This is a genomic window from Ruegeria faecimaris (genome assembly GCF_900182615.1).
GTDB classification, from domain to species: Bacteria; Pseudomonadota; Alphaproteobacteria; order Rhodobacterales; family Rhodobacteraceae; genus Ruegeria; species Ruegeria faecimaris.
This window is the reverse complement of sequence record NZ_FXTE01000012.1, coordinates 89265-108182: the sequence shown is the minus strand read 5'-3', so window position 1 is coordinate 108182 and position 18918 is coordinate 89265. Positions and strand designations below refer to the sequence as shown.

21 protein-coding genes are annotated in these 18918 nt (G+C 57.3%); 10 read left to right on the top strand and 11 right to left on the bottom strand.

Translation table 11 applies throughout. The features are described 5' to 3' along the window. Nucleotides 1-171 precede the first annotated feature (171 nt). Entirely contained in the window at nucleotides 172-1884 is a 1713-nt protein-coding gene (locus FN806_RS16365) for an adenylate/guanylate cyclase domain-containing protein (RefSeq protein ID WP_142639078.1), read from the top strand. Nucleotides 1885-1955: 71 nt separating this feature from the next. On the opposite strand, the gene FN806_RS16360 is transcribed toward FN806_RS16365, so the two are convergent. Next, nucleotides 1956-2369, bottom strand: coding sequence for a cupin domain-containing protein (locus tag FN806_RS16360; RefSeq protein WP_142639076.1), 414 nt, complete (start codon nucleotides 2367-2369; stop codon nucleotides 1956-1958). A 792-nt stretch (nucleotides 2370-3161) separates the two neighbouring features. On the opposite strand from FN806_RS16360, the gene FN806_RS16355 reads away from it, so the two are divergent. Beyond that, complete coding sequence (locus FN806_RS16355) at nucleotides 3162-3611, top strand: tyrosine-type recombinase/integrase (protein WP_246097292.1); 450 nt, start codon at nucleotides 3162-3164, stop codon at nucleotides 3609-3611. Nucleotides 3612-3727: 116 nt separating this feature from the next. On the opposite strand, the gene urtE is transcribed toward FN806_RS16355, so the two are convergent. The 6 genes from urtE to FN806_RS16325 form a co-directional block, all read right to left on the bottom strand. Next, entirely contained in the window at nucleotides 3728-4435 is a 708-nt protein-coding gene (gene urtE, locus FN806_RS16350; protein ID WP_142639074.1) for an urea ABC transporter ATP-binding subunit UrtE, read from the bottom strand. Beyond that, nucleotides 4425-5165 carry an urea ABC transporter ATP-binding protein UrtD gene (gene urtD / locus FN806_RS16345; protein WP_142639072.1) on the bottom strand — a complete coding sequence of 247 codons (741 nt, stop codon included), beginning with the start codon at nucleotides 5163-5165 and terminating at the stop codon, nucleotides 4425-4427. The genes urtE and urtD overlap by 11 nt, the downstream gene beginning before the upstream one ends. Then, nucleotides 5162-6421, bottom strand: coding sequence for an urea ABC transporter permease subunit UrtC (gene urtC, locus FN806_RS16340; RefSeq protein WP_142639070.1), 1260 nt, complete (start codon nucleotides 6419-6421; stop codon nucleotides 5162-5164). Before urtC ends, urtD begins: the two co-directional genes overlap by 4 nt. Nucleotides 6422-6423: 2 nt before the next feature. After that, nucleotides 6424-8355, bottom strand: a complete 1932-nt coding sequence (gene urtB, locus FN806_RS16335) for an urea ABC transporter permease subunit UrtB (RefSeq protein WP_246097290.1) — start codon at nucleotides 8353-8355, stop codon at nucleotides 6424-6426. A 110-nt stretch (nucleotides 8356-8465) separates the two neighbouring features. Beyond that, complete coding sequence (urtA, locus tag FN806_RS16330) at nucleotides 8466-9740, bottom strand: urea ABC transporter substrate-binding protein (RefSeq protein WP_142639068.1); 1275 nt, start codon at nucleotides 9738-9740, stop codon at nucleotides 8466-8468. Between the two features lie 301 nt (nucleotides 9741-10041). Continuing rightward, nucleotides 10042-10419, bottom strand: a complete 378-nt coding sequence (locus FN806_RS16325) for a hypothetical protein (protein WP_142639066.1) — start codon at nucleotides 10417-10419, stop codon at nucleotides 10042-10044. A 281-nt stretch (nucleotides 10420-10700) separates the two neighbouring features. On the opposite strand from FN806_RS16325, the gene FN806_RS16320 reads away from it, so the two are divergent. From FN806_RS16320 to ureG, 8 genes are read left to right on the top strand one after another with little or no spacing between them, the layout of a single operon-like run. Continuing rightward, nucleotides 10701-11528 (top strand): urease accessory protein UreD, encoded by an 828-nt coding sequence (locus FN806_RS16320; RefSeq protein ID WP_142639064.1) that lies wholly within the window; start codon nucleotides 10701-10703, stop codon nucleotides 11526-11528. Between the two features lie 3 nt (nucleotides 11529-11531). Further along, a complete protein-coding gene (locus FN806_RS16315) occupies nucleotides 11532-11834 on the top strand; it encodes an urease subunit gamma (protein WP_142639062.1) in 303 nt (100 codons plus the stop codon). Between the two features lie 9 nt (nucleotides 11835-11843). Beyond that, nucleotides 11844-12014 carry a hypothetical protein gene (locus FN806_RS20540; RefSeq protein ID WP_185956729.1) on the top strand — a complete coding sequence of 57 codons (171 nt, stop codon included), beginning with the start codon at nucleotides 11844-11846 and terminating at the stop codon, nucleotides 12012-12014. Next, nucleotides 12011-12316: an urease subunit beta gene (locus FN806_RS16310; RefSeq protein ID WP_142639060.1), complete on the top strand. Its 306-nt coding sequence runs from the start codon at nucleotides 12011-12013 to the stop codon at nucleotides 12314-12316. Before FN806_RS20540 ends, FN806_RS16310 begins: the two co-directional genes overlap by 4 nt. Continuing rightward, nucleotides 12316-14028 carry an urease subunit alpha gene (gene ureC / locus FN806_RS16305; RefSeq protein ID WP_142639059.1) on the top strand — a complete coding sequence of 571 codons (1713 nt, stop codon included), beginning with the start codon at nucleotides 12316-12318 and terminating at the stop codon, nucleotides 14026-14028. The genes FN806_RS16310 and ureC overlap by 1 nt, the downstream gene beginning before the upstream one ends. 6 nt (nucleotides 14029-14034) lie before the next feature. Continuing rightward, nucleotides 14035-14514: an urease accessory protein UreE gene (locus FN806_RS16300; protein ID WP_142639057.1), complete on the top strand. Its 480-nt coding sequence runs from the start codon at nucleotides 14035-14037 to the stop codon at nucleotides 14512-14514. Then, the gene (locus FN806_RS16295) at nucleotides 14498-15142 is read left to right on the top strand and encodes an urease accessory protein UreF (RefSeq protein ID WP_142639055.1); all 645 of its coding nucleotides are present in this window, start codon (nucleotides 14498-14500) and stop codon (nucleotides 15140-15142) included. The genes FN806_RS16300 and FN806_RS16295 overlap by 17 nt, the downstream gene beginning before the upstream one ends. Next, entirely contained in the window at nucleotides 15139-15750 is a 612-nt protein-coding gene (gene ureG / locus FN806_RS16290) for an urease accessory protein UreG (RefSeq protein ID WP_142639053.1), read from the top strand. Before FN806_RS16295 ends, ureG begins: the two co-directional genes overlap by 4 nt. Before the next feature lie 106 nt (nucleotides 15751-15856). Here ureG and FN806_RS20875 read toward each other — a convergent pair whose 3' ends face one another. From FN806_RS20875 to FN806_RS16270, 4 genes are all read right to left on the bottom strand, one after another. After that, on the bottom strand, nucleotides 15857-16222 hold the full coding sequence (locus tag FN806_RS20875; RefSeq protein WP_425472023.1) for a GNAT family N-acetyltransferase: 366 nt from the start codon (nucleotides 16220-16222) through the stop codon (nucleotides 15857-15859). A gap of 27 nt (nucleotides 16223-16249) precedes the next feature. Further along, nucleotides 16250-16402, bottom strand: coding sequence for a hypothetical protein (locus FN806_RS20595; RefSeq protein ID WP_221929495.1), 153 nt, complete (start codon nucleotides 16400-16402; stop codon nucleotides 16250-16252). Nucleotides 16403-17229: 827 nt separating this feature from the next. Next, nucleotides 17230-17607 (bottom strand): methylglyoxal synthase, encoded by a 378-nt coding sequence (locus tag FN806_RS16275; RefSeq protein ID WP_281286288.1) that lies wholly within the window; start codon nucleotides 17605-17607, stop codon nucleotides 17230-17232. Between the two features lie 22 nt (nucleotides 17608-17629). Continuing rightward, nucleotides 17630-18637 (bottom strand): GntR family transcriptional regulator, encoded by a 1008-nt coding sequence (locus tag FN806_RS16270; RefSeq protein WP_221929494.1) that lies wholly within the window; start codon nucleotides 18635-18637, stop codon nucleotides 17630-17632. Between the last annotated feature and the right edge of the window lie 281 nt (nucleotides 18638-18918).

Sequence of the window (18918 nt, the reverse complement as noted above, 5' to 3'; positions counted from 1 at the left end):
ACCCGATATGACAGATGCCCAAAGGTATTCCTCTCGGCCATCGCTCTCGCTGCTACAGTCCTATTCTGGCTGTAAATCAATGAGTCTGGAGCCTACGGCTTTTCAAAATCTGACGAATGGGCTGACAGAAGCAACCCACCGAGCTAACTTCATTGCAAAGAGGAGGGGTGAATGGGAAGACGTCTCACGACGGTATTGGCCGCCGACATTGTGGGCTATTCCGCGCTGATGGATCAGGACCGTACTGGCACAGTCGCTGCATTAAAGACCTTCCGCGAGGGCACGTTTCTCCCGATCGTGGAAGATACCAATGGTTCACTGATCAAAAGCATGGGCGACGGCTGGATCGTCGAGTTTCAATCACCATCTGAAGCAGCAGCTTGCGCGATCGCAGTTCAATCCGCCCACAAACCTGACCACATCAAACTGCGCATCGGGGTTCACACAGGGGAAGTGGTATCTGACGGCGATGACATTTTCGGCGACGGCATCAATGTTGCCGCGCGTCTGGAGGCTCTCGCGAAGCCGGGACAAGTGCTCTTTTCAGATACGTCACATAACAGCCTTGACCGTAACGATGCGGGATTATTCGACGGCGGAGAGCAAACCGAACTGAAAAACATCACGCGGCATGTTGGAATCTGGTGTTGGCCAAAGGGTACGAAAGCCAATCTCGCGATCAAAGCGGATGTGAGGCCGGGAATCGCAGTGCTCCCATTCGACAATATGTCGGGTGATCCGGAGCAGGAGTTCTTTGCCGATGGCATAACGGAAGACATCATAACTGAGCTATCTCGGTTTCGTTGGTTGATGGTCGTCGCACGAAACTCTTCTTTTGCTTATAAGGGGAAAAGCACGGACATCCGCGACGTGGGCCGCGACTTAGGGGTTCGGTATGTACTGGAAGGCTCCGTTCGGCGTTCCGGGCAGCGCGTCCGCATCACGGGACAACTCATAGATACCGAAAATGGGAGCCATTTGTGGGCGGACCGCTTTGACGGTGTGCTCGACGACATCTTTGATCTTCAAGATCAAGTCACCGAAGACGTAGTTACAGCTATTGAACCATCGGTGCGGCACGCTGAAACAAATCGTGCGCGTGCAAAACCCACCAAGGACTTACAGGCATACGAGCTCTACCTCCGAGCATTATCACATTTCCACTTGCTGACTGACCAAGACAACATAGAGGCAATACGACTGACAAAACTGGCTTTGGATCGAGATCCGGAATACGCCTCCGCAGCGGGCTTGCTAGCATGGCTTCATATCCAACGTCTTGTGCAAGGTTTGGAACCTGTAGATCAGGGACCCAAGTCAGCTGTCGCGGCCGCAGAGCAGGTGCTGCGGAGCGATCGCGCGGACGGCATTGCAAAGGCTTATGCCGCACATTCGATCTCTATGCTGGCACAAGACCTGTCCCGTGCGCGGACAGCCTTTAAGGAAGCATTGTCGGAAAATCCCAACGCGGCGACGGTCCACATGCTCGCCGCTGCAAATCTTTATTTGCTGAATCGCCCTGACAAGGCGCTGGAACATGCAGTCCGGTCTGTCGAACTCAGCCCGGGTGATCCATTGCGGCACGCCGCTTTCATGGGACAGGGTGCCGCCTTGTTTCACTTGGGACGTTATGAGGAAGCCGCGCAGGCCTGTCGCGAAGCCTTGTCTGTGCGTGCAACCTTCCTGATGAGCCACCTGATGCTGATTGCCTCGCTTGCTGAGCTCGATGACATAGATGCGGCAAAAACAGCGGCTGTCAAATTGAACGAAATCGCTCCGAATGCGGCTTCGATAACCGAGACAACACGTTTACCATTATTCTCTATTCCAACCTGCGCTGATCGCTGGCGCAGCGGGTGGAAAAAAGCAGGGTTGCAAGTGTGAAGGCAAACGGCACCCCCCCGGTTCCGACAACCATGCATTCGGTAAAGGATGTTTCGCCTTTGTCTTGAAAATCAGTCGCTGACCAAAACTCTGCCTGGCTGGCCCTCCTCATGGACACGGAACACCAAAATGGTTGCCCCTTCGTCCCCTGAGCGAGCGGTGTGCACTTTCTTCAACGGAACGACGCCAACGTCACCTGAAAAAGCTTCTTGTTCGCCTTCGCCGTCTAGGATGAGGGTGACGCTGCCCCGCAGAATGTAGGCAAATTCTTCACCGGGATGCCAATGCATTGGTAAAGTGAGGTTTGGTGGTAGGGCAACATGGCTCACGACAACCTCCAAGCCCTCAGTGCTTTTGAGCGACTCGGTTAGCAAGTCCTGAATAAGCGGTTTTTGCAAAGCCGCTGGATCCCGCACATCGTGCGACATAGCCGCTGCGGCACCAGTCACGACAATCAAAAAAGCAAATATGATTGGTTTCCACATCTAATCCCCTCCTACTTTTAGAAGATGATGGCATTGGGACCTTTTCGAAATCAATGCTGGTGTGCACGCGGTTAACTGCGGCGTTCCAAATTGTTGTGTCAAAGGCTGTTCCAGGGTCCGCAAAGTTCGCGGAGCGCTTCTTAGTGGACGGTGCGGCGAGTGGCGGCTTAGTCCGCTCACCTACCATTTGCCGCTCGGGTCTGAACGTCCGGAATGTGCGGTTCGCTACGTGCCGCACATGCAAAAGTCCGAAGCTCGGTCGACAGCAGGTAAGGGCTCTTACCACCAATCGATGACCACCGCGGAGAATGGCGGCAGCGTGCCCAACCTGTACCTCGGGTTTTTTCGCTGCGTACGCTCGCAACACGGAAATCTCTGCGCACGCACGAATTCTTGTGTTACGGCACAGCGCTGAATTCGGCCATTCACATATTGCCTAGCAAGAATGTGCGCCCGGATTCACAGGTTGTGGACTGAAGCAGTGATCCGTGAAAATCCGTGCAAGCGTCGGCCCACCGGACCGGTGCTTCCACGGTGGGGCTGACGCGCCTTGATTCCGTTCTGGGGTGCATCACAACCTATGTCCGCCAACGAACTCAAAGCGGTTCAATGCATGCACCGAGAACTCAAGTAGAGTGGGCTTCGGACAGCAGGCATCCGATTCGATTGTACAATTGTCTCGTTGGCGTGGTGCCGATGATTGGATGCGGAGGGCGGATTGGAGGGAACATTATGCCTAGAGTTCAACTTCCCGCAGTCACCCCAAAGCGCAGAGCATGAAACAAGGGGCGGATCATCGGCCAGAAACGACCCTTGCTTCCCAAGCAGGTCTGGGCGATCCGTGCTCGAGAACGGGTTTCAGTGGTCCAGAGCAAAACCAAGAAACCAGTACAATTCGAACTGACGGAAAACACACAGGATACGGTTCATGCTTGGGTCAAGTCGCCAAAGATGATGGGCTGTAGCTTCATGTTTCCGAGCCGTTTCCTCGAGCGACCCCATATCTCAACGCGTCAGCATGGTCGGCTTGTCAGAGATTGGGTGACTGCGATTGGATTGGAGTCGAGCGGTTACGGGACCCATTCACTCCGCCGAACCAAAGCAGCGGAGATTTACCGTAAGACAGGGAATCTCCGCGCAGTGCAGCTTTTGCTGGGTCACACTAAGATTGACAGTAGAGTGCGTTACCTTGGCGTTGAGTTGGAAGATGCTCTCACTATTGCGGAGCAGATTGAAATCTGACCCGCGTCGGCGAATGGCACTTGCCGTTCGCCGGTTTGGAACAGACTTACGGCCTTGAAGCGGTAAAACCGGTTATGAAGGGAAGAATAGTATACAGATCACCCTGCCATTGCGTACTACAAAGACGTGCTGGCGGTCAGCTTTTCGAGTGATAGTTCCGGCTTTCGCGCGCTCAGTTTGACGGCACCGCGCTCCATCACGACGAAGGCATCCCCAAGATCATAGGCGAAGGACAGATACTGTTCGACTAGGACGATCGCGATGTTCCCGCGTTCCTTCAGAATGCGGATGGTGCCGCCGATCTGCTGGATCACGTTCGGCTGGATACCTTCGGTCGGTTCATCCAGAAGAAGCACTTTCGGGTTCGACACCAGCGCGCGCGCGATCGCCAGTTGCTGTTGCTGGCCGCCTGAAAGGTCACCGCCCCGCCGTTGCAGGAACTTCTTCAGAATGGGGAACAGATCAAAAATCTCGTCCTTCACCTTGCGTTCGCCACTTGGCAGGCAGGCAAATCCCGTCTCAAGGTTTTCCTGCACCGTCAAAAACGGAAAGATCTCGCGCCCCTGGGGCACATAGGCAACGCCCTTCCGCGCAAGGTCAAAGGCCTTCAGCTTTCCGATGCTTTGGCCGTCCAGATCATAGTCGCCCCCCGACCGGGGATGGGTGCCCGCCAGTGCCTTTAACAGCGACGTCTTGCCTACGCCATTAGTGCCCATCAAGCAGGTGACCTCGCCCTGGGCCGCGTCGAAATCCACGCCGTTCAGAATTTGGCTGCCGCCATAGTGCAGCGTCAGATCGCGGATGCTGAGGAAACTATCGGCCAAGGTACACCTCGATGACTTGCTGGTTCTTGGTGACGTGATCGATCGAGCCTTCGGCCAGAACCGAGCCTTCGTGCAGCACGGTCACTTTGCAATCCAAACGCCGCACGAAATCCATGTCGTGTTCCACTACGACGACAGCGCGGGTCTTCGCCGCGTCCCGCAGAATTTGCGTGGTCTTCTGACGTTCTGCGGTCGTCATGCCTGCCGCAGGTTCGTCCACTAGCAACAGCTTCGGTTCCTGTGCCAAGAGCATCCCGATCTCCAACCATTGCTTTTGCCCGTGGGACAGCTCGCCAGATTTCCGTGACAGAACCGCGTCCAGCCCAATGACATCCGCCAGTTCTTCGACCCGGGCAAAGTCCGGTGTTTCGGGTTTGAACAGCAGCACGGCCAGCGGCGACCGCGACTTTTTCAGCGCCATCATCAGGTTGTCTTGAACCGTCTGATCCTCAAACACCGTGGGTCGCTGGAACTTGCGCCCGACCCCTTCCATGGCGATCTTGCTTTCCGATTTGCCCAGCAAGGACACGGGCGGTTCGCCCCAAAGCACATGGCCCTCGTCAGGCCGGGTTTTACCGGTCACCACATCCATGAAGGTGGTCTTGCCCGCGCCGTTCGGGCCGATGACCGCCCGCAATTCGGCCCTGTCAATGCTGAACGACAGGTTGTTCAGCGCCTTGAACCCGTCAAAGCTGACCGACACGCCCGAGACTTCAAGAAGCGCGCTCATGCATCTGCCTCCTTTTCTCTCAAAGAACCGTGGCCCGGCCCCAGGTCGCGCCCATGCCGATTGGGGTTGCGACGCGCTGCCAAGGCGTCGAACAGCCCTCCAATGCCTTTCGGTGCGAAAAGCGTAACCGCCACGAAGGACAGCCCCAACAGGACGGTCCACCAATCGACCCATTGAATGCGATACCCGGCGATGTTCAGGTCAGGGGCTTGCCCGCCGGTAAACCAGGTCGACAAGAGCGAGACGAAAGCCGCGCCGATCACGGCTCCGTACAATCTCCCACGCCCGCCGATGGCCACCCAGACCGCCAGATAGATCGAGGCAATCGGCGCCAGTTCCGCCGGGTTGATGATGCCCGCCTGTGGGTAGTAGATTGCGCCTGCAATGCCAGCGAGCACGGCCGATACGGTGAAGACAAACAGCTTGAACGCCTCGACTGGATAGCCAAGGAAGCGCACCCGCGCTTCGTCGTCCCGAATGCCGCGCAGGACCGAGCCGAACTTGCCCGATACCATCCAAGTCGCCAGCACGTATCCAAGTCCCAGAGCCAGGGCCGAGGCCCAAAGGAACCAGACCGAAACGATGGCCTGACTAGTGCTCTCCAACCCCGGCAGGTTCTGCAGGCCTGACAGACCGTTGTTGCCGCGCAATCCGCTGTCGTTTTGGAACAGGTACAGTGACAGCGCCAGCGTCATCGCCTGCGTCAGGATCGAAAGGTACACACCTGTCACCCGGCTGCGGAAGGCCAGCCAGCCAAAGACCAGCGCCAGAAGCCCCGGCGCCAGTACGACGGCGGCCAGTTGCAGCGGCAGAGAATGGGCAAAGGCCCAGATCGGCGGAAATTCCGAGGCTCCGACGACACCGAAGATCTGGCCAGCGATCCCGCTGGAGACCTCTTCGGGCGTTGGCGGCAGCCCTCCGGCGGCGAGGCTCTCGACGACGATCAGACGCGTCCGCTCGTACATCAGCCACATGCCTATCGCGTAACCGCCCATTCCGAAGAAGGCCATATGCCCAAGGGACAGGATACCGCAATAGCCCCAGACCAGATCCATCGCCAGCGCGACGAGGCAGAGGCACAGGGTCTTGCCCAGGGTCTTGACGAAACTGGTCGAGATGACGCCGATACCGAACCCTTCGGACAGGATCGTCACGCCCAGGGTGAACAGCCCCAGACAGGCCAGAAAGATAAGCACCGACGGATAACGCACCACGAAAGGTGTGCGACGCACAGGGCCTGCTGTCAGTTCCGCCATGCTCATGCCTCCGCCGCCCGGCCTTTAAGCGCGATGATCCCGCGCGGCCGGAATTGGATGAAGAGGATGATGAAGAGGATCATATAGGTCTGTGCGGCCAGTGTGTTCGAGGGGTTCAGCCATTCGATCCCTTTTTGCAGCGAGCCAACCATGGTCGCGCCCAGAAGCGTGCCCCAGATGTTGCCAACGCCGCCCACGACCACGGTCATGAAGCTTTGCACGATATAGTCCGCGCCCATCTCGCTGGTCACTTTGGCGTAAAGCCCAATCGCCACACCCGCAATCCCGGCAATACCCGAGCCGAAGCCGAAGGTTAGCATGTTGATCCTGTCAGGGTTGATCCCCATCGAGGCCGCCATGCGGGGGTTCTGCGTCACCGCCCGCACTTCCAGCCCCAATCGAGTGCGGTTCATGACGAAAAGGAATAGCGCCATGAACAAAAGCGCCAAAACGAAAATTGCGATCCGGATATAGCTGATCGACACGATGTCATTGAACACCAGCGATCCGTCCAGCCAGCCGGGCGAGGTGAGGGGCCGCGCTTGCGTGCCGAAGATGTTCTTGGCGATCTGTTGCAGGGCAATGGAAATCCCGAAAGTCGCCAGAAGCGTCTCCAGCGGGCGATGGTAGAGGTGGCGGATCACTAGCCGTTCCATCGTGACCCCTGCGCCGAAGGTGACGGCAAAGGCCAGCGGCAAGGCGACGATAATGGAAATCGTGTAATCCGGGATGATCTGCTGGACGACGTAGCCGGTGTAGGCGCCCATCATGATGAACTCGCCATGGGCCATGTTGATCACGCGCATCACGCCAAAGGTGATAGCAAGACCGATGGCGGCAAGAAAGTAGATCGAAGCGAGCGACAGGGCGTCAAGGCCAAGGTCAAATGCCTGGTTGAATGCCACCTTGTTTTCGATGCCCGTCAGCACCGCCGCCGCGGCAACGGCCACTGAAGGCGAGCCGCTGTAGCGTTCGTAGAACGTGAAGCCTGCCAGCGTTTCATCCACCTCGGCTTCGGTGGCCACAGGGTCTACCACGCCCTGTTCGGCCAAAGCTTCATAAGCAAGGTCGCGTGCGTCTTCGCTGTTCAGGGTCGCCACCTGAACCCCCGCGACCGATCCCTCCGAGATGTTGGCCAAAAGCGCGTTCCGCTTGTCGTACCGGCTGATCCGGGGTTTCGCCAGATCAGCGGCAACCAGAAGGTCATAAGCGGACTCGCGCGGCAGGTCGTCGCTGCCGACGGTCAGGATGCGGGCGATGTCATCGCCCTCGGGTGCTTGTGCAGAAGCCTCGACCTTCACGGCCAAAAGCGGGTTCAATACGGCCCGGACATCGACACCAAGATCGCCGTCAAACTGCTGGATGGCAGCAATCCTCTCCTCGTCGGTCGCGCCGAAGCGGATTGTCAAAAGTCCCTGAAGGCGTTCCATGCGACTTTGCACAGACTGGTCCGTTTCGTCGGGCAGAACTTTGGTCAGGGCCACAAGATGGGACGCCTCCGAGTCACGCTCGATCGCATTCAGGGCCTGCATCTTTTCGGCAAAGGACCCAGATAGTTGGAATTGCACCAGGGCCGCGCCGATCATGCCGCGAATGCCGCTGTTGGGTTTCAACTGTTTGAAGTCACGGGCAACGAAAGTGCCAAGTTCCGCGCCATCGGCAAAGTCGAACGCCGTCAATTCCTTGTCCGAGGCTTCGCCATAGACGAAAAGCCCGGTGTCCTTGTCGCGCCACATCTCTTTGTTTTGCCAGCGTTCCAGCACGACCTGGGCCTCGGCCAGACCACTGGCGGCAAGCGCGTCGATGGCAGGACCGATGGTCTTGCGCGAGGATTTGGCGATGATTTCGCCATGTTCTTGCAAAAGTTGCTGGATCGGCGCCTCGGCGTTCTGCGCCGAAAGTGGCAAGGCAAGAGCGCACAGAAGCACCGACATGAAACCGATGTTGAACCGACGTATAAGCGACATGGATAGTTCAGCCCCCGTAAGGCGTTCTGGGGGCGACATGCGCCGCACCCGTTGGGTGGGTTTTCAACCCACCATGCTTAGTAGTTCGACTTGATCTGAACGCAGGACGACGTTTCGGTGTTGTACATCCCGCAATCGAGTTCCGCCCAATCGGATTTCAGCACCGCCGATTCCGGCAGGAAATCCGTCCAGGCATCGCCCGGCACTTCCTCCGTCTGGCTGATGATGTCGAACTGACCATCCTCGGTGATCTCACCGATCAGAACCGGCTTGGCCAAGTGGTGGTTCGGCAGCATGACCGCGGTGCCACCAGTCAGGTTCGGGAATTCCTGCCCGTACAAGGCGGTGCGCACAGCATCGACATCGGTGGTGCCTGCTTCGGTCGCCGCATTCACCCACATGTTGAAGCCGATGTAATGCGCCTCCATCGGGTCATTCGTCACACGCTCGTCGCCCATGCGGGCTTTCCAGGCCTCGACCCATTCGGCGTTGGCATCGGTATCTGCTGACTGGAAGTAATTCCAGGCTGCGAGGTGACCAACAAGGTTGGAGGTGTCGAGACCCGACAATTCTTCCTCGCCGACCGAGAAGGCCACGACGGGAATGTCGTCGGCGCTGATGCCAGCAGCCGCGAGTTCCTTGTAGAAGCCCACGTTTGCGTCGCCGTTGATCGTTGAAATCACGCCGACTTTCTTGCCATCCGCACCAAGAGCCACGACGTCCGAGACGATCTTGGACCAGTCAGAATGACCAAAGGGCGTGTAGTTGACGAAGATGTCGTCCTCGGCGATGCCCTTCTGCTGAAGATAGCTTTCCAGGATGTTGTTCGTCGTCCGGGGGTAAACATAGTCGGTGCCCAGAAGCGCGAATTTCTCAACGCCAAGTTCTTCCAGAAAGTAATCCGTCGCCGGGATTGCCTGCTGGTTGGGGGCGGCACCGGTGTAGAAGACGTTTTTTGAGGATTCCTCGCCTTCATATTGAACCGGATAGAACAGAAGTCCGTTCAATTCTTCGATCACAGGTAGAACCGATTTCCGCGACACGGATGTCCAGTTGCCGAAAATCACGTCAACCTCGTGTACCGAAATCAGCTCGCGCGCTTTTTCGGCAAAGAGCGGCCAGTCCGACGCCGGGTCGACCACGACGGCCTCCAACTCGCAGCCCAGAACGCCGCCTTTGGCGTTTTGCTGTTCGATCAGCATTTCCATCGTGTCTTTTAGTGTTGTTTCTGAAATCGCCATGGTTCCGGACAGGGAGTGCAGCACTCCCACCTTGATCGGGCAGTCTTGCGCCATGGCCGGCAGCATCGAAGCGGCCAGGACGGCAGCAGAACTAAGAAGTGTCTTTTTCATCGCAGTTTTCCTTCAGGCACTGCGCGGGGAAGCGTTGCTTTCAAGGGTGTGATCCCCCATATGCCCCCCACGCAATCTAATTGCGGAGTGCGGTGGTGTTTTGGAATTGCAAGGCCAGCACCATCGCACGTTCAACGGGATTTGTGTGATCCCGGAAGAAGTCGTTCCATGGAAATTGCTGCGACTGCGAGATCAGCGGGGGTTGGAAAACGGCCCCTGGCGTCAATCCGTCAAAAATTGCGCAGACTTTCGCGGGTTCGCCATTTTATTGTGCGAAAGAAACGCCAAATCTTTGGGCGCTTCAGCTTTCAAGCAAGAATCCTGTGCAATAGACGATCTCGGCCCGGGCACGCCGCACCGCCCATTTGGAGCGATCCGCATCGTGTGAGAATCTGGCGGCGGACAGCAATTTCGCATGCGCCATCTTGGCGTCGATACGCAGGTGAAGGGCATGACGTCGTTGATCGTCGGGCACCGTCGTGTTCAGAAGGTCGATGAACTGCGCCCGGCGATGCGCGATCTGATCCGTGCGGTCATCATTCATAAGCCAGGCATGTTCCAACTCGGCCGAGAACCGTCCTGCACATGCCGCGAATGAAGACATCAGGGGATCATCTGCCGCCGGACTTTGCTTCGGCAGGATAAGAAGCAGGACCAGAAAGGTTTTCAAACTGCTCATGATCCGATCATGAACGACCTAAGAGTCAGCAATCAAGCTTTCTGCCGCCTTATGGCTAACGCACACTTAACAGACGAAGTCCCTGTCACCCGTTCGACACGTCATTCAGGCATTTCCGTGTCGGCATCTCATCATTGCTGAACTTCTGGGCGAGTGGGGTCACTTTCGCACAGCAAATAGGCAGAACTCCGGGATTGGTCTTTTTCCCGGCGCGCAGCGGTGGATCACCCCCCAATCTGCATGGTGAACCATGCGGGTCGAGTACCGGGGGCGACAAACGCATGGGTCAACTACATCTGGCATCACGAGAGGCGAACACCGCCCCGAGATCCATCGGTGCCATGACCTTGTCGACCAAATGCCGTGACGGACGTACGGGCATAGACCGCTTCAGAACCTCGGGCGCTAGCAAGGTGGCTTTTCCGCGTCGCAAGGATGCCGTCGAAGCCATTGTGCTGAACACTTCGGGCGGATTAACAGGCGGCGACCGGTTTGAGGCTTCGGCCAGCGCCGGGCCGGACAGCCACCTGATCCTGACAACCCAAGCCGCAGAACGTGCCTATCGCAGCACATCTGGCGCTGCGTGTGTCAGCACGCGCCTGTCTGTCGCCATGGGCGCGGTACTGCATTGGTTGCCGCAAGAGTTGATCATGTTTGACGGTGGTTGTCTCAACCGTCGCCTTGACGTGGACGTCACCGACGGAGCCGAGGCCGTGCTGGTCGAACCCGTCGTCTTCGGTCGCCGCGCCATGGGCGAAACCCGTATCTCGGGCAGTTTTCGCGACCGGATCACCCTGCGCCACGATGGTCGCCCGATCTATTGGGACCGCATTAACCTGACCGGATCAATCAGCGCCAGTCTTGACCGTCCGGCCATCGCAGGCGGCATGACCGCCCTTGCCAGCGCCCTTTACTTCGGCCCGCGTGCCGAGGCGCTTTTGCCTATTGTCCGGCAACTTTTGCCAAAGACCGGCGGCGCAAGCCTTGTCGCGCCCGATCTTTTGACCATCCGACTTCTTGCCGCCGATTCCTATCTGTTGCGCCAATGGCTGGTGCCGGTGCTGGAACGCCTGACCGAAACCACCCTGCCGAAATCCTGGAGACTCTGACCCATGCAACTCAGCCCCCGCGAAAAAGACAAACTGCTGATCGCCATGGCTGCCGAAGTGGCCCGCAAGCGCCTTGCCCGTGGCGTCAAGCTGAACCACCCCGAGGCCATCGCGCTGATCACCGACACGGTCGTCGAAGGCGCTCGCGATGGCCGCTCGGTCGCCGACATGATGGAGGTAGGCGCCGAGGTCATCACCCGCGACGACTGCATGGCCGGCATTCCCGAGATGATCCACGAAGTGCAGGTCGAAGCCACCTTTCCGGACGGCACCAAGCTAGTCACCGTCCACAATCCCATCCGATAGGAGTCTCTCATGCGTTACGCTATTCCCGCTTTGTTTCTGGCTTCCCCCGCCTTGGCCCATCCTGCCAGCCTGCCGCATGGGCATTCAGCAGATTGGGCCGTACCCGTCGCATTGCTGTTGATTGGCGCGGCGGCCTTCATGGCCAAGCGCAAGGCAATCCGGGTTCGGAGACGCCAATGATCCCCGGCGAACTCTTTCCGGCGGAGGGTGAGGTCACTCTGAACGCAGGGGCGGAGCCGATCACGCTAATGGTCGCCAATACGGGCGACCGACCGGTGCAGGTCGGCTCACACTACCATTTCGGCGAGGCCAACGCGGCGCTCGATTTCGACCGCGACGCCGCACGCGGCATGCGTCTGGATATCGCAGCCGGGACAGCCGTGCGGTTTGAACCCGGTCAACGGCGCGAGGTGCAACTGATCCAGATTGGCGGCGCACGGCGTGTCTTCGGGTTCAACCAGCTTGTGATGGGAGATCTCTGATGCCCACCCAAATCCCCCGCTCTGACTACGCCGCCATGTTCGGCCCCACCACCGGCGACAAGTTGCGACTGGCCGATACTGACCTGATCATTGAAGTGGAAAAGGACCTGACAGGTCCCTACGGCGAAGAAGTCAAATTCGGCGGCGGCAAGGTGATCCGTGACGGCATGGGTCAGGCTCAGACCACACGCGCCGAGGGTGCGGTGGATACCGTCATCACCAACGCGCTGATCGTGGACGCAACCGGCATCTACAAAGCGGACGTCGGTTTGAAAGACGGCAAGATCCACAAGATCGGCAAGGCGGGCAACCCAGACACACAACCCGGCGTCGACATCATCGTCGGCCCTGGCACTGAAGCCATCGCTGGCGAAGGCAAGATCCTGACGGCCGGTGGGTTCGACAGCCACATTCATTTCATCTGCCCGCAACAGATCGAGGATGCTCTGTATTCTGGTCTAACCACAATGCTGGGCGGCGGCACTGGCCCGGCCCATGGCACGCTGGCCACGACCTGCACACCGGGACCGTGGCACATTGGGCGGATGCTGCAGGCGGCGGATGCGTTTCCGATGAACCTCGCCTTTGCGGGAAAGGGGAATGCGTCGCTCCCCGCCGCTTTAGAGGAACAGGTCAAGGGCGGTGCCTGCGCGTTGAAGCTGCATGAGGATTGGGGCACGACGCCCGGCGCTATCGACTGTTGCCTATCTGTGGCGGACGACATGGACGTTCAGGTGATGATCCATACCGACACGCTGAACGAATCCGGCTTTGTCGAAAACACCATTGCCGCCATAAGGGGCCGCACCATCCACGCCTTCCACACCGAAGGCGCAGGGGGCGGCCATGCCCCTGACATCATTAAGATCTGTGGCGAGGCCCATGTTCTGCCGTCGTCGACCAACCCGACCCGACCTTTTACGGTCAATACAGTAGACGAACATCTGGACATGCTGATGGTCTGCCATCACCTGGACAAATCCATCCCAGAGGATGTGGCTTTCGCCGAAAGCCGCATCCGGCGCGAGACCATCGCCGCCGAAGACATCCTGCACGACATGGGGGCGTTCTCGATCATCGCTTCAGACAGCCAGGCCATGGGGCGTGTGGGCGAAGTGATCATTCGCACCTGGCAAACCGCTGACAAGATGAAGAAACAGCGGGGCGCCTTGGCCGAGGAGGTCGGCGACAACGACAATTTCCGCGTCCGTCGCTATATCGCGAAATACACGATCAACCCGGCCATTGCGCACGGGCTGTCAAAGCACATCGGTTCGATCGAAGAAGGCAAACGCGCCGATCTGGTCCTATGGAACCCGGCGTTTTTCGGTGTGAAGCCTGAGATGATCCTTATGGGCGGCAGCATTGTGTGTGCGCAGATGGGCGATCCAAACGCTTCGATCCCGACACCGCAGCCGGTCTATACCCGCCCGATGTTCGGGGCCTTTGGCCGGTCGCTGGAAGCCAATGCCGTGACCTTTGTTTCCGAGGCGGCACACTCCGAAGGACTGGGAGATGCGCTTGGATTGGCCAAGACAAGTTTGCCGGTGGAGAACACGCGCGGTATCGGCAAAGCGGATCTTGTCCTGAACGACGCCATGCCCGAGGTCGAGGTGCACCCCGAAACCTATGAGGTGCGGGCTGATGGCGAATTGCTGACCTGCCAACCTGCAACCGAGCTGCCCATGGCGCAGCGGTATTTTCTATATTGAGGCCCCATGACCGATCTTCCACTTGCACAAACGCTCCATCCCGTTGGCACATCAGACAATGCGATAGCGGACTGCGCGTTGACCTACGACGCCCGATTTTTCCGGCGAAAGAAACTGACAACGACCGAAGGCTGGTCCTTTGTCGCGGACTTCGAACAGACCGTATCTCTGAACGATGGCGACGTGCTGGAACTGGGCGATGGACGTCTGGTTAAAGTGACGGCGGCACCCGAAAACCTCTTGGCCGTTTCCGGGCAAGACCTGCCCCGCCTCGCCTGGCACATCGGCAACCGCCACACACCTTGTCAGATCGAGGCGACCCGCCTTTTGATCCAGGATGATCCCGTCATCGCTCATATGCTGAGCCACCTCGGTGCCACAGTGACCCAAGTCACCGAACCCTTCACTCCGGAAGGCGGCGCCTATGGTCACGGGCGCACCCATGCGCACGATCACGGACACTCGGCCCATGCCCACGCCCATTGATGCGCACTTACTGACGCTGACCCAATGGCTGTCGCCCGCGTTTCCAGTGGGGGCCTTCGCCTATTCGCACGGACTTGAAACAGCGATCAACGAGGGTTGGATTGCCGACGCGACCAGTTTGGAAGACTGGCTGAGAGATTGCCTGAGTGATGGCTCAGGCCGCGCTGATGCGATCTGGATGCGGCTGGCTTATGCTGCCGACGACCCATTGGAGATGGACGCGAAAGCACGATCCTTTGCCACCGCTCAAGAGCGTCTGCGCGAAGCTGAAAGGCAGGGCGCTGCCTTTGTTGCGACGGTTAATGCTGTCTGGGGTTTGGCGCTGCCTGACATGCTGTTGCCCGTTTCCGTCGGTCGCGCCGCTAGATTGGCAGAGCTGGATATCGATACGACTGCCGTTCTCTATCTGCAGGCCTTTGTCGCAAACCTGACCTCCTCGGCCATCCGCCTGAGCCCCATCGGGCAGACGGCCGGTCAACGGGTGATCCTGAACTTGCAGCCCTTTTGCCTTCAGGTCGCCGAAGACACGAGAAATGCGGACACCACGGACGTTTTTGGCAATGCCTTTTTCTCAGACATCTCCGCGATGGCCCACGAAACTCTTGAACCGAGGCTCTTCCAATCATGACACAACTCAACGGCCCCTTGCGCATCGGTATCGGCGGCCCGGTCGGTGCAGGAAAGACGACCCTGACCGCGAGGCTTGCCGAACTTTTGAAAGACGATCACTCGATCGGCGTCATCACCAACGACATCTACACACAAGAAGACGCCGAAGCTCTGATGCGCATGCAAATCCTGCCTTCGGATCGCGTGATTGGAGTGGAAACCGGCGGCTGTCCTCATACGGCGATTCGCGAAGACGCGTCGATCAACCTGGCTGCCGTGGCCGAGATGCGGCTGCGTCACCCCGACGTAGAGGTCGTCCTGATCGAATCCGGTGGCGACAACCTATCGGCCACCTTCAGCCCGGAGTTGGCGGACCTGACAATCTATGTGATCGACGTGGCCGCAGGCGAGGAAATCCCACGCAAGGGTGGCCCCGCAATCACCAGGTCAGACATCCTAGTCATCAATAAAACCGACCTTGCCCCTCATGTGGGGGCATCTTTGGACGTCATGCGCCGAGACGCCGCGAGAATGCGGGGCGATCTGCCGGTGGTATTTGCCTGCCTGAAAGCCGGCCACGGTTCGGACGAGGTCGTGTCGCACCTTAGATCTCTTTCGGGCATTTGATGAGAGCCTAGCCGGCAAGAACGGTGCTTGGTCCACTTTGCGGGACTTTGAGAGTTTTCGAGTATGTGCTAACGCAACGTTTCGGGACGTTTGCTTCTCCCCCCACTCAAATGAACAAGCGAAATCCCCTGACTTCACCAACGATTTCTGCGGCTTGGGAGGAGGGCGATGACCAGTTTGGATGCAAAACGGCTTTAGCAACGCCCTGATCGATGCACAGCCGAGCATTGTGCTTTGCTGCAAGATACCTCATGCGGCGGTTCTCTCGCAGGCACATCAATTCAATTGAACTGATACCCCACTTCCGCGCGATTGCGATAATGCGCTCGAACAGCGCATCACCAATTCCGATGTTTTGCCAATCAGGTTCGACAGAAAAGGCGGCTTCCGTCTTTGTAGATCCGGTCTGGTCGTCACCGCGGAGTTCGGCGACGCCCCTCTGACGCCCTTTTGCAAACGCGCCACAGAGAATGCTGTCATAATGAGGAATGCTCTGAACTTAGGTCGTCAGACGCTCGTCGCTGACAGTCCACCAGAACCGCGCGTGTCGAGCTTCGGCGTCGAGCCGTCGAAAGTGATCGCAGATCTCGTTTTGGTCGGCTGGATAGAGTCGGCGAATGGCAAAGTCTTGATGATGTCCGAGATGGACCATCGCCTTGTCGCTCCGATTGCAGACGTGGGTTGGGCCAGCACCTTCGGGAGGAGGTGAAGGTGCTGGCCCAAAAGCATTGGCGGTCCCTGTTGATATTTTTCGTCGCCGCTGCTTTTGCTGGCTTACTCTGGGAGGAGCGAGGACCAGCAATTCTTGTTCAAGTTCGCAAGCAATCCTCGGATTGGGGCCCGCCGCATTGGTCTTGGTTTTTTCCGTCTGTTTCCTGCGCTATGAGCCGTTCCGCGTACTGCAGAATCTCGGAGCGCGTGATGCCGATCGCGGCCAATTGCTGATCGCTCATGTTCGCCAAAACCGACTTCGTCCGGGCTGCATGTATTGCCTTCAGAACGGATTTCGCCATTGCTGTGGATCTTGCCGCAAATCTGTAAATCGCGTTGGACACCGTGCCCAAGTTGGCTTTGTCAGGTCGGATCGTCGCGGTTGAGTGGACACTAAACGCCATAAGCCGCCTCCAGCGCCAGTTTTTGGATGCCGTTGCGCTCGCAGCACGAATTCTGCTGCACATGCTTGCTTTATGATGCTACTCGGCGGCGGCGATACCTGCCATTTGATCCTGGCGCAGCAAGAATTTAGAAGGCAAGGATCAAGTCGCGGGCCAAACCGGACTCTTGTAGGTGCGGTAATTGCCGATGCAGCATTTTCTCGCAATCGCTGCGATATTTTTTGCCAACTCTGATTTATTCACCAGTTTTGCTACTCAAACGAGTCAACCGCGCTGGATCATGATCCTCCTCTTTCCCACTGCTTTCTGGCACGTCACGCCATCACTACGCTCCTTCGATGTTCCGGCTGCAAAGACAGGAACCTCAGACTGTTTTAGGCGGTTCAATGCTTGCCGCACGTACCAATAACGTTGCGCTTGCCGGGTTGATGGCCAGAGCCGTGTTATAAAGTGTGGCTAGCCGCAAAAGCGACTTCACATCCACATCGTGGGGCAAGGCAGAAAGCGGATCAATAAGGAAGACCAAAGCATCTAAACGCTCTTCTGCTATCAACGCCCCAATCTGGGCGTCGCCTCCCAACGGGCCGCTCTTTAAGCAAGTGATTTGCAATCCCGCTTCTTTGGCTATCCGGCCCCCGGTCGTGCCGGTACCGAATAGTTCTAATCTTTCCAGTTCAGGCTTATGCGCATTCGCCCATTCGATCATGGGATCTTTCATTTGATCATGGGCAACTAGCGCCATCGAGCGGATCGTGGGCACAATTCTAGCGTCGTTTGACATGGCTTTGTTCGATCTCTGAATGGTTGTCCGCCGCCCAACTCCAAGCCAGTGGCGATTTGCGTTTCAATGCTCCGCTAAGGTGCTGGCGCATCCGGTACGAGGCATCGGCAACACTTCCGCGTTCAAGAAGTGAAAGAATCTCTAGATGCTCTGAGCATTGCTCAATCAGGCGATCGCGGTTAATTTCAGCCTTGTATTCCATCAAACGGCGCATCCGGTTAACCCTCTGCAATGACATCAGGAAAAACGGGTTACCGGAGAGTTTGATCAGTTCTTCATGGAACAGCGAACCGTTTTTCAGCAATGACTCGTCCGGAGCGGAGTTGAGGTCCATGTTTAACATACCTTCCTGAATCCGCCGTTGCTCAGACAGAACTCTGTGGTCGAGTTCGAAGGTGGGTTCGAGCATTGCAACAGGTTCGATTGCCATCCGAAAACGGTAGATTTGGTCGAAGGCTTCCGGAGTCTTGGCAACAGGCAAAAAGCGCCATCCATACCCCTCCTTGCGTTCGATCCATCCTTCCCGTGACGCCCTGACCAAAAGGTCGTTAACCTTGGTTTTGGTCCAGCCGTATCGTTGTCGTAGAAATTGTTCTGTGACGTCCTCGGGGATCTGGTTTGTCAGCCAGTCATTAGCCAGTGCTTGATAGTCTTCATGTCCATCAGGTGGCGTATCAACTAAGGTTGCGTTGACTTTGGAAGGAATTTTGTCTGCAACAAAATACCCGCGATTTGTTTGCCGGATGAGGACGCTCTGGTTTTCTAGGTTGATCAGAGCCTCGCGCACTGGCGTGCGTGAAACACCGTATCTGTCGGCAACCTGTTGAGCGCTGATATGTTGTCCCGCAAGAATAGAGCCAGACACGATATCATGCAGAAGTCGGTTTGAAATTTTTTTTGAAAGCTCGCTTGTCCGTCCAGGCACCCTTATCACCAATCGACTGTTTGTTGGCATTTCCCAGATTGGATTCACGCCAAGAGTGCGCTCCAAGATTCTGGCTTTATAGCGAATAAAAAGCAAAAAATTGCATTTTCGTCTACATCTTTTTTCAGATCCCGCGTGGTAATTATTGGTTTTTGGTGGTGCGGCAAAAAAGCAAGTAGGGTTCAGAAACTTCGAGGTTGCGGTAAAAAGCACAATTTAACAGCATGTTATGCGTCAGGTCGTCATCTGAGCTTAGCTTGACGCTCATCCAGAAGTGGATTTTTGCCTGTATAAAAGCAAAGTAGGATTGGCTTTTGGTGCCTTAATGTGCAATCACTGACGCTAGT